The organism is Aeromonas sp. MR16, from assembly GCF_022549315.1.
GTDB classification, from domain to species: domain Bacteria; phylum Pseudomonadota; class Gammaproteobacteria; order Enterobacterales; family Aeromonadaceae; genus Aeromonas; species Aeromonas aquatica.
Map to the genome: position 1 here is coordinate 53962 of NZ_JAKZFK010000009.1, position 15709 is coordinate 69670.

Consider the following 15709-nt stretch of genomic DNA (forward strand, 5'->3'; position numbering starts at 1 on the left):
CTGTCCCGGCTCGCCGTCGCCGCCCTGTTGCTGGCCCTGCTCGGCGCCTGCAGCATGCTGGGCGGGACCGAGGAGCCACCACCGGCCTTCTATTCGCTTTCCGGCGTCGGGCCTGTCCCACCGGTGACCGCCTCGCCGGCGGTCCGATCGAACAGGGCGCCGACGCTTGTCGTCAATCCGCCGCGTGCAGCGCCCGGTTTCGACAGCCAACACATCATCTACGTCCGCGAGCCCTACCGGCTGGCGTATTTTGCGCACAGTGAATGGATCGATACGCCGGCCAGGATGATAGCCCCGCGCATCGTCGCCGCGCTCGAAGGCACCGGTGCCTTCCACGCCGTCGTCCTGGCCCCCAGCGTTGCAGCTAGTTCCCTGCGCCTCGATGTCGACATCATCCGCTTGCAGCATGAGTTCGACCATTCGCCCAGCCGTGCCCGCTTCACCCTGCGTGCCTACTTGGTCGATAGCGACAGCCGCCAGGTGCTGGCCTGGCGCGAATTCGACGAAGCGGTGGTGGCGGTCGAGGATAATCCCTACGGCGGTGTGATGGCGGCCAATAGCGCCGTACAGCAGGTCTTGCAGCGTCTGGCCAATTTTTGTGCCGACGCGGCGGGCAACTGGCAGCCGGCGCCAGAGACGAGCCAGCAGACCGGAGAGGCACCAAAGCGCGGCAAGAGTAAAGGCAGGCAAGAGAAGAGGACTTCACAGGGATAGATGGGCTCGATGACGGCCAGCATCCTGGGCCAGGGGAGCCATTGCTCCAGTCGAGACAGGAGTATTTCTTTGCGGGTCTGGCGGCGTTTGCCGTTGAACTCGCCGTTAGCAAAAGTCAGTTGATGACTCACGCTGGTTCTCGTTCATGGTACCAAGAGGATATTGTGACCTCATGGGAGGGACTTTTTCGAGCCTCTTCCTGACTCGGTAGAAAAACGTATCCCCGGTCTGTGTGGTGGCGAACAGACCCGGTCGGTGGACTCGTTGCACTATCACCATGAAATGGGTCGTGTATATCACCCCATATGCAACGCTTAGGCGAAGGAAATGACCATGGGAACCATTCTACTGATCGTGCTTGTTCTGCTATTGATCGGTGCTATTCCAAGCTGGCCGCACAGCCGGAGCTGGGGTTACACCCCTAGCGGCCTCATCGGACTGGTGCTGATCATCATGCTTATCCTTGTTCTGCTCGGCAAAATCTAGGCAACCTAATCCAGGCAACCTGGCACCGGAGAAATAAACAGATGAAACACAGCAACACTATTCTCGCCATCTCGCTGCTGCTCGCGTTCGGGATGAGCGGATGTGACAAACCGGGGACGGCCGAACAGGCCGGCAAGAAAATAGACGACGCGGTCAGCGATACCGGCAAGAAAGTCGACGAAACCGTTGACGAATATGAAGGCAAGATATCGGAACAAAGCGCCAAAAACGCCCAATCCTGGGATGACACCGAAGTGACCGCCAGGGTCAAAACCGGGCTCCTCGGCGAACCCGGTCTGAAATCGATGAAGATCAGTGTCGACACCGTCGGCGGTGTGGTCACGTTGACCGGTACGGTCGACTCACAAGCCAACAGCGAAAAGGCCAATGCGTTAGCGATGGCGGTAGACGGCGTCGAGAATGTCGTTAACAAGCTGGTGGTCACCCCGACCCAATAATATCCTCACCTGCATCCAAGGAGAACATCATGGAAGTGTACAAGGCATATAGAGAAAAAATGAACGCGCAGCTCAAGGAGTGGAGCAGCCAGATCAATCTGCTGGAAGCCAAAATGGAAAACATCACCGCTGATATGAGAGTCAAGCGGGCGGAAGAGATCCAGTCCTTGCGCGTCAAGCAATGCGCCGCCACCGAAAAGATGGAAGAACTCGGCAGGGCGAGCGGTGAATCCTGGGAGCAGATCAAGATCACCGCCGACAAGATGTGGGGCGATCTGAAGGCCGGTTTGGCCGACGCCCAGTCGAAATTCAAGTGAGTACACAAACTTGCGCCTTTGGGCGTCGGGTTCAGAAAGATGTCGCGTTCCAAGGCGCAGGTTCCTGCTAACACGAGAACTTGTGCCTTGCTACTTGGCTACCGCCCCTTGTGGCGGAGATAGGTAACGCTGTCTTGCCTGCGATGTGCTCCACTTTTTATGGGAACAGGGGCCAACCCTGCTCACCTTATTTCAGCTGTATCTGCCCCTTGTGTTGGGCGAGCCACTCATCGACGCTCTGCCGCGCAGAAGTCAGTTCCCGACTGGGGCAAGGTTGCGGCAGCCACAGACAACGTCATCAAGGCAGGCCCGCGTTGACAAACACCGACACACTGGACCACAGAGGCGTTGGCAATAGCAACGATGAGAGGGATGCTCTTTTATGGTTCGGGTGATCCCGTGTCTTTGTTACCCAGCGTCAGTTCCGATCGGGCGGCAGCGGCCAGTGCCTGGTACTTCACCTTGAACGCGTCCAGGTTCTCCTCTTCCAGCTCCTCGAGATCGAGGAGCGCGTTGTGCGCGCCTTGGGTTGCCCGAATGAGTTCATCCAACTTGATCTGGATGGCTTCGGTGTCGCGGTTCTGGGTATTCTGGATGAGGAAGACCATCAGGAAGGTGATGATCGTCGTACCGGTGTTGATCACGAGTTGCCAGGTGTCACTGAAGCCGAACAACGGGCCGGTGACCACCCACACCAGGATGACCCCCACCGCGAGTGAAAACACTCTGGGTCTGCCGCAAAAATGCGCGGCGGCTTTCGCAAAACGGGAGTACCAGACTGCATTGCGCATGGGGGCTTCCTTCTTGGCGGCTAAGGTTTGACATCAGGAGCTGCGCCCGGCTGGGTGACCTCCTCTCGCTGGAGAGGATCGGCGCCTGCTGCGCCCAGCGCCCCTGCTATTTGCTGGTGCTCATAGGACGTTATTTCGAACGGATTTCCGTCGGGATCGCTGAAGTAGAGTGACCAGGCGAGATGGTGATCGACGGCCTTAACGTCATGGCCGAGGATGGCAGACAGATGAGCACGCCAGGCAAGAAACGCCGCGGCCGTGGTGCGAAGGGCGACGACGGAATGGCACTTTTCGACGGGACGCTCGAACAGCGCGAGGTGGACGGTAGCTGTCGCATTGCCCAGGGTCAGCGGGCCCTGCGCCGACAGCCAGGGTTCACACTCTGGCAGACGCTGCAACCCCAGCACCCGTGCGTACCAGGCTTCCGACTGCGCACGATTGGCGACATGAATGTGGACGTGGTCAAGACTGTCGAGCGTGGGTGCCATCACCGCTCCTCAAGAGGTGAATGTGCTCCAAAGCGTTCGCGATGGGGCGCCATGCCAGTGCTCATCCCTGTGCGTCGGGGAATAGGTCATCGCCAGGTGTGACGCGAGCCGCGTGCCGAACCGCCATTCAGAACCTCATCCCTGCACATTGTCCGGATTCCGGATAAAAAGCTCGGATGCCCCTACACGCGTCTGATGATACGCACGATCAGGAGCAGCACGACGGCCCCTATCGTCGCCACCAGGATGCTGCCGAACAGACCACCGCCCATGGCAACACCAAAGGTGCTAAACAGCCAGCCGCCAACAAATGCACCGAGCACACCCACGACGAGATCGCCAATCAGTCCGAAGCCGCCCCCTTTGACCAGTACTCCCGCCAGCCAACCGGCCACCAACCCCACGATGAGAAACCACAGCATGTTTTCACTCATATCATTCTCCTTGTTCTTCGGTGGTCTGATCGCGGCGAGTTGTTTCGCCAGCGCATTCTGTTGTTGGTGGAGATGGGCAAACGACGGGGCCGCGTTGCCCGCAGGAGTGGCTGCGAGCCGTGGTGCGAGCCTGTATCGAGAAGACGGATTATCCCATTCCTGTGAAACTGATGCCGTTAATCCCATCCCGGCGAACAATGACCTACTTTGTTCGGCAGCGTACAGACGGGATAGGCAAGCAAGGGTAGTTTAGGTGTGTTACCAGTATAGATAGGGTCGGGGGTCAATAGTTGACCCAATGTTCCTCATATATCAATCACTGCCTATTGGGAGTGCCACTGCATAGACAGAATGCTGTCCTTGTTATCTTGTTGATTGGCACCCTACCGTCAAGTTGGAGTCATGCTTATCATGAAAAACCTAAACAGTATTGCCAGAAACTTTGCAGCAATAGCATTGCTATCAGCCGCGGCGGTTGGTTGTGCGTCAACGGCCAATAAAGAAGGAACCGGGGAGTATATTGATGACTCCGTAGTCACCACCAAGGTCATGTCTGCTATTTTTGCCGATCCAGACCTCAAGTCAGCTGAAATCAGTGTAGAAACCTTCAAAGGCGTAGTGCAGCTCAGTGGTTTCGTCAGTAAAGAGGCCAATATTTCAAAAGCCGGTGTCGTAGCTAGTGGTGTCGAAGGTGTGACGTCAGTGAAGAACAATCTGCATCTTAAATAATAGAGATGGTTTATGTTATCTACAGCAGTAAAACACAGCGTCCAGTCGATGTGTTTTACTGCTGTGTATTATCTGTGGTGCCATGATTCCTTATTAACAGTCGAAAATAAATTGATATATATGAACATGTTTTAACTTTGTTTTATGCTTTTTCTTGGGTTGTGCCAAAAACGGTTCTTGGAGCGCTATAGGATTAAAAAAATATCCAGGCCACCAGAAATCCGAGCAACACTGCCAACATCACATAACTCATGGGATTGTTCTTGATTTGAGTTCGTACTTTTTTGAAATACGAGTCCTTTGCTTCTTGTAAGTCCTTATTTTTGTCGTTGAAGGTGGTCGTTGCCGAGTTTACCGCATCGGCGAGCTTGTCGACTACCTTATGGGTACTTTGGGTCATCTGCTCGACAGCCGGGTGTGTCCCGTTAGCAGGGGGGGGGATTTCTGGCTGAGGGGCGCCTTTCGTGCCAGCGGTACTTCTACTCTTGTCAGATGTGATCATGATCGTTCTCCATATTCAATATGATATATCTGTGGTATCAGGCTACGTATATTCGGCGTTGGCCAATACCAAACGGATACGGGTGGTTTAAAGGGGTGTGCCTGCTACCCACAATGCGATTAAGTGATATAAGAACAACTTGTCCGGTCCCGCGATGATATTTGGCATCATATTATCTTAGCCTGGGGTCAGGGCTCCTCTTGTCACATCATATAATTCACGGCTCATGCCATTGCATCTGCGGTGAATATCCCTCGAGTCTGATGTATCGACGTTGTGATGTCGGTTCGTTGTAGCACATAGGCACGAGTATTTTTGCCCTGCAAACAGAAGGTCAACGCAGATAACCGATATCAAAGAGACTTCATTGGCACCACTGTGGTTGGTTTTTATCCACCCCGTAGATTTTTGTATATCCTTGTTGGGTGAAAAAATAACATAGGAAAAGGTATGTCAGCACATCACCCACTGCAGAATCACTTACTGGCGGCCTTGCCTGCAGAGGTCTTTCAGCGTTTGTTGCCGCATCTTGAATATAGCGAGTTGCCACTGGGTAAGGTGTTGTACGAATCTGGTGATACCTTGCGTTATGTCTACTTTCCCATTGATTGCATCGTCTCATTACTGTACGTGATGCAAGATGGCGCCTCGGCGGAGATCTCCGTGGTCGGCAATGAAGGACTCATCGGGGTGGCGTTGTTTATGGGGGGTGAGAGCACGACGAGCCGGGCCCTGGTGCAGAGCGCAGGCCATGCCTACCGTCTCAAGGGGAACTTGCTGAAAACCGAGTTCAACCTGCATGGGGACATGTTGCATCTGGTGTTGCGTTACACCCAGGCGCTGCTGACTCAAATGGCCCAGACGGCGGTATGCAATCGTCACCATACCATCGATCAGCAGCTCTGCCGTTGGTTGCTGTTGTCACTGGACAGGCTGTCCGGCGATCAGCTCTCAATGACCCAGGAGCTGATTTCCAACATGTTGGGGGTTCGCCGGGAAGGGGTGACGGATGCGGCAGGCAAGCTGCAGAAGCTGGGTGTCATCGAGTACAGCCGTGGTCATATTACCGTGCTGGACAGACCCAAGCTTGAGCAGCTCTGCTGCGAATGTTATGCCGTGGTGAAGGCGGAGACAGACCGCCTGTTACCCTATCTACCCAAAAAACCCAGGCCTTGACGCCATCCCGATTGCAGCAAGTCGACGCGAGACACGCATATGGCATGCTCCCCCCTGTGATGCGAATTACAACTCCACAGCCTCGCACGCAGGGGCATGGCATCCCATCGTGATGTGAAGCTGATGGTGGCCACCATCCAGTGGTACTCGTAAGGGGCGATCACTTGGGGGGAGCGCGACCCCATCCAGTCGAATGGTGCCGGTTTGTCTCTCCGACGGCTCCCCAATGTCTACCTCTATGCTGTAGCGGGTGGTCTCCATCGTTATCTCGGCGTGAAATCCTGGCCAATGTCTGGGCAAGTGAGGGTCGATGCGTAAAAAATGCCCCTCACGATGTATCCCCAATATGCCCTCAATGCCTGCCTGATACATCCAGCCTGCAGCCCCCGTGTACCAGGTCCAGCCACCGCGACCAATGTGCGGCGCGACAGAGTAGATATCTGCCGCCATGACATAGGGTTCCACCTTGTAGCGCTCAACGTCAGCGGCATTCTTGGCATGATTGATAGGGTTGAGCAGTGCGAACAGGTTATGAGCCTTGTTGCACTCCCCGAGCCTTGAAAAGGCAAGGATGGCCCAGGTCGCGGCATGGGTGTATTGGCCACCATTTTCACGCAATCCAGGCGGGTAGCCGCGAATATAGCCCGGGTTTTGAGTCAGCTTATCGAAGGGAGGGCTAAAGAGCAGCACTAGCGCCTCATCGTAGCGGATCAGGTATTTCTCCAGGGATTGCATCGCCGTCATGGCACGGGTGGGATCGGCAACACCGGACAGGATGGCCCAGGACTGTGCGATAGAGTCTATCTGGCACTCAGAGCTGTCTTTTGAGCCCAGCCAGGTGCCGTCATCGAAGGTCGCACGACGATACCAGGCGCCATCCCAGGCTTTACGTTCCAACGCGACCCCCACCCGCTGGGCGTGGGCCTCCCAGCGCTCGGCGCGCGGGTCCTGACGGGAGCGGGCCAAGGGGGCGAACAGCATGATGGTGCGCAGCAGCAACCAGCCCAGCCAGACGCTCTCTCCCTTGCCTTCGCTGCCGACCAGATTCATGCCATCGTTCCAGTCCCCCGAGCCGATGGGGGGCAGACCATTGCTGCCCGTCAGCTCTATGGCTTGATCCAGTCCGCGAGCGCAATGTTCAAACAGGGAGGCCGATTCGTCGGAAATGGCTGGCAGGAAGAAGGCATCCTGTTCGTTCAGGCCCAGTTGCGGACCTTCAATAAACGGAATGATCTCATCGAGAATGGCGTCATCGGCCGTGTCTAGAATGTAGGTGCCCGTCGCGAAGGCCAACCAAATCCTGTCATCAGAGATCCGGGTGCGCACCCCTTGTCCGGAATGAGGAAGCCACCAGTGCTGGACATCACCTTCAATAAACTGGCGCGCCGCGGCGCGCAGCAAATGTTGTCTGGTGGCCTGGGGCTGGGCAAAGCTGAGTGCCATTCCATCTTGCAGTTGATCGCGAAAACCATAGGCTCCCCCGGCCTGATAAAACGCCGAGCGCGCCCAGACTCGGCAAGCGAGTGTCTGATACAACAGCCAGCCATTGAGCATGATATCCATGGCTCTGTCAGGGGTCTTGACCTGGATGGCCCCAAGCAGTGCCTGCCATTGGCTGGCCACCTCGTCTTGCACAACATCGAGATCCTGACGATAGCGGGTGACAAGGGCACTGGCCTGTTCGGCCGAGCGCCCTTCGCCGAGCAGGATGACAAGCTCCAGGCGCTGACCTGGCGCAAGCAGGATCTCGGTCTGCAAGGCGGCGCAGGGATCCATTCCCGCACCCGTTCGGCAGGATAGCCGGTGGCGCCTTGTCAGCGCGGCGGGTGCAGACAGCTGTCCGTGGTTGCCGAGAAACTCCCTGCGATCGGCGGTCCAGCTGGTTTGCTGGCCGCCGAGATCGAAGAATGCGACCTGGTTGGGGAAAGCGGTACTCCAGGGATTGTGTGCCAGCATGGCACCGGTCTGGGCATCCATCCTAGTGGTGATATAGGGGGCGGTCAGGGGGCGGGATGCGCCTAGAATCCATTCCACATAACCGGTGACCATTAGCCGACGTGGGGTTCGGGTGAGGTTGTGCAACGTCAGGCGAGAAATCTTGACGGGATCCGCGACGGGGACATATTGCAGCAGTTCGCTGTGGATCCCATGGGCCTGATGTTCGAAGCGGCAATAACCAAACCCATGACGGGCGATATAGCTGCCACTATCGCGAATGGGCTGGGCGGTGACGCTCCATAGCTCAAGCGTATCTTCATCGCGCAGGTAAATGACTTCACCGCCGGGATCCGTCACGGGATCATTGGACCAGGCCGTCAGTTGGTTCTCTTTGCTGTTGTCGCTCCAGGTGTAACCACTGCCTTCGGCGGAGGCCTGGAAACCAAAGTGGGGATTGGCCACCACATTGATCCAGGGCGCCGGGGTCATCTGCTCATCGGTGAGCAGGGTGACATACTCGCGACCCTCTTTGGCAAAGCCGCCCAGCCCATTGAAAAACTCCAGCTCTGGATGATGTGGATGCTTGAATGGCGCGGCGTGCCGTGGCCTGACGACAGGCCCGGGGGGCGGGAACGGCGGAGAGTCGGGCAGGCGGGCCAGCTGTTGTTGCAGCGATCCCCGGCGTGCCGTCAGCACGACACGCGCCGCCGCGAACAACAGATCGCGCACCTCGGGACTCATCAGATCGGTTCGCACCGTGTACACAGATCCTTGCGCCAGTTCCGCATGGAAGCGCGGTCGAGACTGGCTGCTGCGCACGGCCGTCTCGATGCTGTTTTGCAGATCCTGCACATAGGTGGAGGCGTGCTCATTGATGATCACCAGATCGACGGCCAGCCGCTTCATGCGCAGATATTCATGGGCGAGCAGCAGCTCGCGTACCTGAGCCAGGTCCTCGATATCGTCGATACGCAGCAGCAGTATGGGCAAATCCCCCGAGATGGACTGTTGCCAGAGCACGGACTGCGGTGCCAGCCCCTGCAGGATGGCGCTGGAGGCGGCGCGAAAACGGGGATCGGCGTAGAGCAAAGGGGCGGCCAGCCGTTGGAAATTGGCGGCATCGGACGCCTGAATATTCAGGTGGTTCAGTTGTACCTGTGCCTGGGTCCAGGCCAGCGTCTTGGCGCGTTCAAAGGCATAGCGATTGTGGTGCTGATCGATGAGGTCGAGCAGCGCCGATCGCGATGAGGCAACCAGGGTCCAGAAGGCCACATGGGTACTGCCGCCCGGCAGGACCTGCACCAGCTGGCGCAGCGAGAAGATGGGGTCGAGCACAGTGCCCGTGGTATCTGACAGCAGGGCCCCCCGCTGCAAGGCTTGCGCCGAGGCAAGGGTCCGGCCGCGACCGATGAATCGGGCGCGATCGGATTCGTATTGGAGAGCCCCCACGGATTGGCCCTCGACGATGATGAAATGTGCCGCCCACACCTCGGTCTCCTCAGGGGATCTGGGGCGCCGGGTAGCGATCAGCGCCCTTGTTTCCGGCAGGTATTCGGTGACCACAAAGAGCTTGGCAAAGGCGGGATGGGCCCGATCGGCTTCCGGTGTGGTCAGCACTATTTCGGCATAGGAGGTGAGCTCGATATCGCGGCGATGGCGGCCACGGTTGGTCAGCGAGACACGCCGTACCTCGCCATCTCCCTCACCCGACACCAGCACCTCCATGGTGGTGGTCAGACGGCCGTTCTGATGAAGGAAATGGGCGCGATCCTCGGCAAACACGACCTCCTCCTCGTTGGTGGTGCGTCCCAGAGGCTGCGAGCAAGGAGACCAGGTCTCGCCACTTTGGGCATCGTGCAGGAACAGGAAGTAGCCCAGGTGGTCACGGGTGCTGTCCGCCTGCCAACGGGTGATGGCGATGTCGCGCCAACGGCTGTAGCCGGATCCCGCACTGGTGAGCATGACAGAGTAACGGCCATTGGAGAGCAGGTGAGTCACCGGGGCGCCATGGACCGAGGACAACAACCGCCGTACCGCGCTGACGTCCTGGCGGCTCTGGGTCTGGGATGCTTTTATCTCTGCGCCACGCGTCCGGATGATGGTCATGTCCTGCGGTATCCGCTCCTGTAACAGCAGCTCACAGGCTTGAATGATGGGTTCTTGATGAAAGCGGGTGCGCATTCGTCCCTCTTGCAGCGCGTTGGCAATGGCCACGACCGTCATCCCCTGATGATGGGCCATGAAGTTCTGCACGATGGCGACCTGCTGGTTGTCGGGCAACCGCGCCCGGGTGAAGTCCAGCGCCTCGTAAAAGCCGTAACGTCCAGCCCCTCCCAGCATGGCCAGCCGCTCGAAATTCTTCAGTGCTGCGCCGGGGTTGACCATGGCCGCCAGCGCGGTGGCGTAGGGGGCGATCACGCGATCTTCCGCCAGCCCACGCTTGAGGGCCAAGCGAGGAATGCCAAAGTTGGAGTATTGATAGGTGAACTCCAGGTCCCTGGCGTTGTAAGCCGACTCGGAAATGCCCCATGGAATGCCAAGCGCACGGCCATAGCGGATCTGCAGCGCGACGATCAGGCGGTTGGTTTGCTCCAGTTGTGAGCCGATGGGGGTCCGCATGACCAGCGAGGGCATCAGGTATTCGAACATGGAACCGGACCAGGAGATCAGCACGGTGGCCTGCCCCACCGGGGTGACAGCTCGGCCCAGACGAAACCAGTGACGGGTGACGACATCGCCCTTGGCGATGGCAAACAGGCTGGCGAGCCTGGCCTCGGAGGCGAGCAGATCGTAGCAACTGGCATCGAGCCGGTTATCGGTCAGGGAGTAACCGATGGAGAGCAGCTTGCGTTGTGAATTGAGCAAGAAGGCGAAGTCCATCCCCATGGCCAGCGCGCGTGCCGCGTTGGCGATGGCCTGCAACCGCAGTCGCAATGATGGCGGAAGTTGGGGGAACGACCGCTGATCCTCCGCATGCTCAGTCACCGCCAGCCTCAACGCATCCAGCCAGAAGGTGAGTTCAGCGCCAGCGTGTTGATCTCCGCTGCGGCAAAAATGGTGCGCCATGCTGGCGGTTTGCGCCGTCAGCTTGGCGAGTATGGGCAGCAGCTGCGCCATCGGCTGCTGGCCGAATAGCTGGTGGTGGATCTCGCTTAGATAGGCGGTGATCGCTTGCTGTGGCATGTTGGACTGTATGGTGTAGGGCTGGGCGAGATAGGCGTGCAGGGCCTGCTCGGCCAGCAGGCAGGTATCCTGCAAGCCGCTTCGGGCGGCGCCGGAGCCGGGTTGTTGTTGCCAGTGTTCGCAGGCGGTTGCGACGACCAGCAGATGGCCTGCCAGGTTGCCACTGTCAACCGAAGAGACATAGGCGGGCTCCAGGGTCAGCAGGCTTCGGGTGTCATACCAGTTGAAAAAGTGGCCCTTGAAGCGAGGCAAGCGCTGCATCACTGCCAGGGTGGTTTCCAGTCGCTTGAGGGTGGCACCGAGCCCGGCCCAGCCGAAGTCGTTGGCCGCCAGGGTGGCGAGCAAATAGAGCCCCATGTTGGTGGGAGAGGTGCGATGGGCAATGACCTGTTCGGGGCTTTCCTGCACGTTGTCCGGTGGCAGCTGGTTGTCAAGGTCAGTGACGAAGGTCTCGAAATAGCGCCAGGTCTGGCGTGCTATCAGCCGCAGTGCCACGGCCTCCTTCGCACTGCAAGTGAGCGTCTTGGCCTGACAGGAGGGCCGACTCGTCCAGTACGCGGCCAGCGGTGCCAGCAGCCAGAGTCCCCCAAAGGGAAGCACCAGGGGCCAGGCGGTGGGGGTACTGAGCAGGGTCATGGCGCTCGCCCCCATCCCCAGCACCACAGCCGCCGCCATCAGCCGATAAAACCCCACGCAGGCGAGGCGTGGTGATCCGGCAGTTTGCGCCGCCGTGGTCCACTCCAACAGGTGACGATGGGAGAAAGACAACCGGAACAGGGTGCGGACTATGGCATCCAGCATGCGCCAGGCCTGATCGACCAGAAAGACCAGGCTGAGCAGCAACTGCATGGCGGCACGTTGCAGGTTGTTGCCTATCTTGGCCAGGTGATGGCGCCATAAAATGTCTCGCCTGCGGGGAAGCAGATCGAAGAGCAGCGGCAAGAAGATCGGCAGCGCCAGCCCGGCAAGGAGCAGCAGCGTCGCCCTGATGCCGGTATCCAGTGGCAGTTGCCAGGCCGCGAGCAGCGCCAAGAAGGTGCTGGGGGGCAACAGCGAACGACAGAGGTTATCAAACAGCTTCCAGCGTCCGACGAGGGGCAGGGCATCCGACCCGCGTCGGATATGGCAGATCCAGCTCAGCAGTTGCCAGTCGCCTCTTGTCCAGCGGTGCTGGCGCTTGATACTGACGTCATAGCGGGAGGGGAACTCCTCGACGACCTCGATATCGGTTGCCAGGCCCGCCCGTGCGAAGATCCCCTCGAACAGATCATGGCTCAGGTGGCTGTTCTCCGGCACGCGCGCCTCCAGGGCGGCACCGAAGGCATCGACGTCGTAGATGCCTTTCCCGGTGAAAGAACCTTCGCCAAACAGGTCTTGATAGATGTCCGAGGAGGCGGCGGCGTAAGGGTCCATGCCACCGGGCCCTGAGTAGATCCACTGGTAATAGGAGCCATCCTGTTCCATTGGCAGCGAGGGGGTGACCCGTGGCTGGAGAATACCGTAGCCCTGGGTGACGCGTTGGTGATCCGCATCCAGGCAAGCCTGGTTGAGTGGGTGAGCCATCTTGGCAATCAGTCGGCTGGCGGTATCCCGAGGCAGGCGGGTGTCCGCATCCAGGGTGATCACATAGCGCACCGAACCCGGGACTGTGGGCGGTTGCCCATCGAGCGCCATGAAGCTGGTATCGGTGGCGCCGCGCAGCAAGCGGTTCAGTTCATGGAGCTTGCCCCGCTTGCGCTCCCACCCCATCCAGCAGCTTTCGCCGGGGTTGAAGCGGCGATGGCGATGGAGCAACAGGAAACGATCGCCAGCAGGCCCGGGGCCATATTTGTGGTTCAACTCGGCAATGACCTGACGGACGTCGGCCAGCAGGGCGTCGTCATCGGGCATGATCTCCTGGCTGGCATCCATGCCATCACTGAGCAGCGCAAAAGTGAGGTCGCCACCGATCCCTGACAGATGATGCACCTCCAGTTGGGCGACCTGAGCCCTCAGGTCGGCATGAGAAGTTAACAGGGTGGGAATGACCACCAGGGTACGCAACGAGGAGGGCACGCCGTGGTGGAGATCCATGGCGGGTAAGGGCTTTGGCACCAGATAACTGCCGAGGAAGCTGTTGATCAAGGCGATGGCCGCTCCCTGTGCGGGCAGGCATGCGAACAGGATGAAGGGGATGAGCCAGAGGGCGTCGCGCTCTGGCCCAGTGAGGAGGCCATAGGTGAGTGCCAGCAAGGCGATCGTCAGCAGGGCGATGATGCCGATATAGCCCACAATGCCGAGTCTGGCGTGGATGCGGTGCAGGCGAAGCCCTGCTGGCGGGCGAAAATCCAGCGCTTTTTCCAGTGCGGGCCGGCCTTCGGCAATCAGGTGATAACCGGGATCCTGTGCTCTTCGCTGGATGTCGTCCGGGGTAGCCTGCGCAGTGGCGGCCAAGACGCTGGCCGTGACGGCCAACTCGTCATGGGGGGAAAACCGGGCCAATTGCTCAATGGCACAGCGATAGAGATTGCGGGTGGCGAAATCCATGCTGGCAAAGTCACTGTTCGCCCGTAGCTGCTGGTCAACCAGGCTCATCTCTTCAAACAGATCGCTCCAGTCGATGTCCGAGATAAGGCGCATGCTGGTGATGATATTGCGGATCGTGACGTTAGAGGCTCCCTGTCGTTGTTGTGCATGTCTCACCACCTTTTCCACCGAGGATCCTTGCGCAGTGAGTCGCTCTTCGAGCCAGCCGAGGGCGGGGGTGGTCAGTGGATCCTGATCCCGCAATTGTTTGGCCAGCTGGGCGGCGAAGAGCTCGGAGAGGGGGCCGTCGGCACGCATGGCAATCTCTTCATTGAGTGCGGACAAGGCAGAGCCAGAGACAAGGAGCCGTGAACAGAGCGCGTCCGCATCGGCCCTGATGCGCCGCGCGAGCGTGATCTGCTCGGCCAGACGGCGCAGGTTCTCGATAAGGACGATTCTGAGGGTGATGGAGACGGCCCACAGCTCGCCGATGGTCAGGGGTTGCACCCGCTGATAAGCCAGGATGAAACGGCTCAGGAGCTCGGGATCGAAATGACTGTCGTTGTGTGCAACGAAAGCCCAGGCAATCCCGAAGACCCTGGGGTAGCCGGCCAGCGGCCCCTCTGCCAGCTTTGGCAGTTGGCGGTAATAAGCGGGGGGAAGACTGCTGCGGATCTCCTGGATCTGGGTTTCGACCAGATGGTAATTATCGAGGAACCACTCAGCCGCATGAGTCAGTTCGCGCCCCTGCTCCAGCTCGGCCGCGCTGGCCTGGTAGGCGGTGAGCAAGACCGCTTCATTCTCTTTCAGACGACGATGTAGTGGTTGCACCGCAATGGGTTGGGTCGTGACAGCTTGCGCAGCTGCCAACGTCATGGCATGGAGCTCCAACCGCTCGATACCGAACAGCTCTTCCCGGATGGGCACGTCATTTTGCCAGGGCGCTTGATGCCCAAACAGCCTGGCATGCCAGCGACTCATCGGGCTGCCTTCGATGATTGGCCATCATCAGGTATCAATTCACGGCGTACCCGGTTTGGCATTCGCATGCTTGCTCCATTGTTGCGGCTGATTGAAGAGGCATGAAGGCTCATGATTGACCTGCCAAGGCATCATGAATTGGTCAGGGACGAGCTCTCTTGCAATCGAGGTTTCTGCAAATACGGAGACTATGAAGGGCAGACAGACGGCTGTCGGTTCGCTAAGGCACACAAGATAAAAAAAGGCCACTTCTTGCGAAGTGGCCTTTTCCAAACGTTTGGGCTGGGGGAGTCTGAATTGGCGATGTAAGTTATTGATTAGTTATAGTTTTATTTGGTGTTTACTCTGGCCGGTGTTGCTGTTGGTGTTACCAGTGGACAAGTCACCCCCCCGAATTCGCGGTATTGAAATAGCAGATCTGTAACCACCGAAGAAGGGAAGGCAGGATGCCGGTTCAAATCCCTTTGCTGTGAATTTCTTGGGCGTCTTATGGGTCGACGGCACCCTTGAAACAAATAGCGGGTGTTTTACTTGGGGTGGCACACTGAGCAAGTAGTCACATTTTCCGCCCGTCAGCCTGAAAACGCGACATATGCAAAACCCCAGTATCGAAGCGATATCACTGGCTCGGTATAGTCAGCTTGGTCATATCAAAGGAGATATTCGATGCGCAACCAATTCGGCTGTTTGCATCGCGCTAGCAACTTCCAAACCGGCGAGTGGGTTGATTGGTGTGGGGAGAATCTCAGTAACATGGGTGCTTCCAACACCACCCTTTGCTGAACTTAGACACGGTAACCACTCAAATATCACAGCAAGAGCACACCACCAGCCTTGCTTGAAGGCAAGTGATGGCTTTTGCAGCAAACGGTCGGTGCATCAGCCTCTGATGTGATATCAGGCATGGTTGCAACGGGGCCAAGTGGGTAAACTCGTCGGCAATTTCTGGCGCCGTAACCGGCAAGGTTGTGAATCTCTGCCTCTTTTCGTTTTCCATGCGCCTTTGG

The 15709-nt window shown here is 58.4% G+C and carries 11 protein-coding genes and 2 pseudogenes; 7 read left to right on the plus strand and 6 right to left on the minus strand.

Translation table 11 applies throughout. From position 1 onward, the window contains the following. Positions 1-54: 54 nt before the first annotated feature. A complete protein-coding gene (locus MM194_RS09005) occupies positions 55-714 on the plus strand; it encodes an ABC-type transport auxiliary lipoprotein family protein (protein ID WP_241343430.1) in 660 nt (219 codons plus the stop codon). Here the strand turns inward: MM194_RS09005 and MM194_RS09010 are convergent. Continuing rightward, positions 708-845, minus strand: a pseudogene (locus MM194_RS09010) (IS5/IS1182 family transposase); the annotation flags it as partial. The gene MM194_RS09005 and the pseudogene MM194_RS09010 overlap by 7 nt on opposite strands. Positions 846-1047: 202 nt before the next feature. On the opposite strand from MM194_RS09010, the gene MM194_RS09015 reads away from it, so the two are divergent. From MM194_RS09015 to MM194_RS09025, 3 genes are read left to right on the plus strand one after another with little or no spacing between them, the layout of a single operon-like run. Beyond that, positions 1048-1200, plus strand: a complete 153-nt coding sequence (locus MM194_RS09015; protein ID WP_202963148.1) for a DUF3309 family protein — start codon at positions 1048-1050, stop codon at positions 1198-1200. Between the two features lie 41 nt (positions 1201-1241). Then, positions 1242-1658 (plus strand): BON domain-containing protein, encoded by a 417-nt coding sequence (locus MM194_RS09020; RefSeq protein WP_033130412.1) that lies wholly within the window; start codon positions 1242-1244, stop codon positions 1656-1658. Between the two features lie 59 nt (positions 1659-1717). Then, positions 1718-1975: a hypothetical protein gene (locus MM194_RS09025; protein ID WP_241343378.1), complete on the plus strand. Its 258-nt coding sequence runs from the start codon at positions 1718-1720 to the stop codon at positions 1973-1975. A 380-nt stretch (positions 1976-2355) separates the two neighbouring features. On the opposite strand, the gene MM194_RS09030 is transcribed toward MM194_RS09025, so the two are convergent. The 3 genes from MM194_RS09030 to MM194_RS09040 all read right to left on the minus strand — a co-directional run bounded on the left by MM194_RS09030 (position 2356) and on the right by MM194_RS09040 (position 3688). After that, positions 2356-2766, minus strand: coding sequence for a low affinity iron permease family protein (locus MM194_RS09030; RefSeq protein WP_033130410.1), 411 nt, complete (start codon positions 2764-2766; stop codon positions 2356-2358). A 20-nt stretch (positions 2767-2786) separates the two neighbouring features. Continuing rightward, positions 2787-3254, minus strand: coding sequence for a VOC family protein (locus tag MM194_RS09035; protein WP_241343379.1), 468 nt, complete (start codon positions 3252-3254; stop codon positions 2787-2789). A gap of 182 nt (positions 3255-3436) precedes the next feature. After that, positions 3437-3688 (minus strand): GlsB/YeaQ/YmgE family stress response membrane protein, encoded by a 252-nt coding sequence (locus MM194_RS09040; protein WP_241343380.1) that lies wholly within the window; start codon positions 3686-3688, stop codon positions 3437-3439. A 21-nt stretch (positions 3689-3709) separates the two neighbouring features. Here MM194_RS09040 and MM194_RS09045 point away from each other — a divergent pair. Together MM194_RS09045 and MM194_RS09050 are read left to right on the plus strand one after the other, a co-directional pair. Continuing rightward, positions 3710-3936 (plus strand): annotated as a pseudogene (locus MM194_RS09045) (hypothetical protein); the annotation flags it as partial. 163 nt (positions 3937-4099) lie between these two features. After that, complete coding sequence (locus MM194_RS09050) at positions 4100-4417, plus strand: BON domain-containing protein (RefSeq protein WP_241343381.1); 318 nt, start codon at positions 4100-4102, stop codon at positions 4415-4417. A 193-nt stretch (positions 4418-4610) separates the two neighbouring features. Here the strand turns inward: MM194_RS09050 and MM194_RS09055 are convergent, their stop codons facing one another. After that, the gene (locus tag MM194_RS09055; RefSeq protein ID WP_241343382.1) at positions 4611-4919 is read right to left on the minus strand and encodes a hypothetical protein; all 309 of its coding nucleotides are present in this window, start codon (positions 4917-4919) and stop codon (positions 4611-4613) included. A gap of 450 nt (positions 4920-5369) precedes the next feature. Here MM194_RS09055 and MM194_RS09060 point away from each other — a divergent pair, with 450 nt between their 5' ends. Then, positions 5370-6095 (plus strand): Crp/Fnr family transcriptional regulator, encoded by a 726-nt coding sequence (locus MM194_RS09060; protein ID WP_241343383.1) that lies wholly within the window; start codon positions 5370-5372, stop codon positions 6093-6095. Between the two features lie 66 nt (positions 6096-6161). Here MM194_RS09060 and MM194_RS09065 read toward each other — a convergent pair whose 3' ends face one another. Beyond that, positions 6162-14702, minus strand: coding sequence for a glucoamylase family protein (locus MM194_RS09065; protein WP_241343384.1), 8541 nt, complete (start codon positions 14700-14702; stop codon positions 6162-6164). Between the last annotated feature and the right edge of the window lie 1007 nt (positions 14703-15709).

Excerpts from the sequence above, each read along its gene's own strand:
- MM194_RS09005 (WP_241343430.1), top strand. The coding sequence starts at position 55 with ATGCTGGGCGGGACCGAGGAGCCACCACCGGCCTTCTATTCGCTTTCC.
- MM194_RS09015 (WP_202963148.1), top strand. The coding sequence starts at position 1,048 with ATGGGAACCATTCTACTGATCGTGCTTGTTCTGCTATTGATCGGTGCT.
- MM194_RS09020 (WP_033130412.1), top strand. The coding sequence starts at position 1,242 with ATGAAACACAGCAACACTATTCTCGCCATCTCGCTGCTGCTCGCGTTC.
- MM194_RS09025 (WP_241343378.1), top strand. The coding sequence starts at position 1,718 with ATGAACGCGCAGCTCAAGGAGTGGAGCAGCCAGATCAATCTGCTGGAA.
- MM194_RS09030 (WP_033130410.1), bottom strand. The coding sequence starts at position 2,766 with ATGCGCAATGCAGTCTGGTACTCCCGTTTTGCGAAAGCCGCCGCGCAT.
- MM194_RS09035 (WP_241343379.1), bottom strand. The coding sequence starts at position 3,254 with ATGGCACCCACGCTCGACAGTCTTGACCACGTCCACATTCATGTCGCC.
- MM194_RS09040 (WP_241343380.1), bottom strand. The coding sequence starts at position 3,688 with ATGAGTGAAAACATGCTGTGGTTTCTCATCGTGGGGTTGGTGGCCGGT.
- MM194_RS09050 (WP_241343381.1), top strand. The coding sequence starts at position 4,100 with ATGAAAAACCTAAACAGTATTGCCAGAAACTTTGCAGCAATAGCATTG.
- MM194_RS09055 (WP_241343382.1), bottom strand. The coding sequence starts at position 4,919 with ATGATCACATCTGACAAGAGTAGAAGTACCGCTGGCACGAAAGGCGCC.
- MM194_RS09060 (WP_241343383.1), top strand. The coding sequence starts at position 5,370 with ATGTCAGCACATCACCCACTGCAGAATCACTTACTGGCGGCCTTGCCT.
- MM194_RS09065 (WP_241343384.1), bottom strand. The coding sequence starts at position 14,702 with ATGAGTCGCTGGCATGCCAGGCTGTTTGGGCATCAAGCGCCCTGGCAA.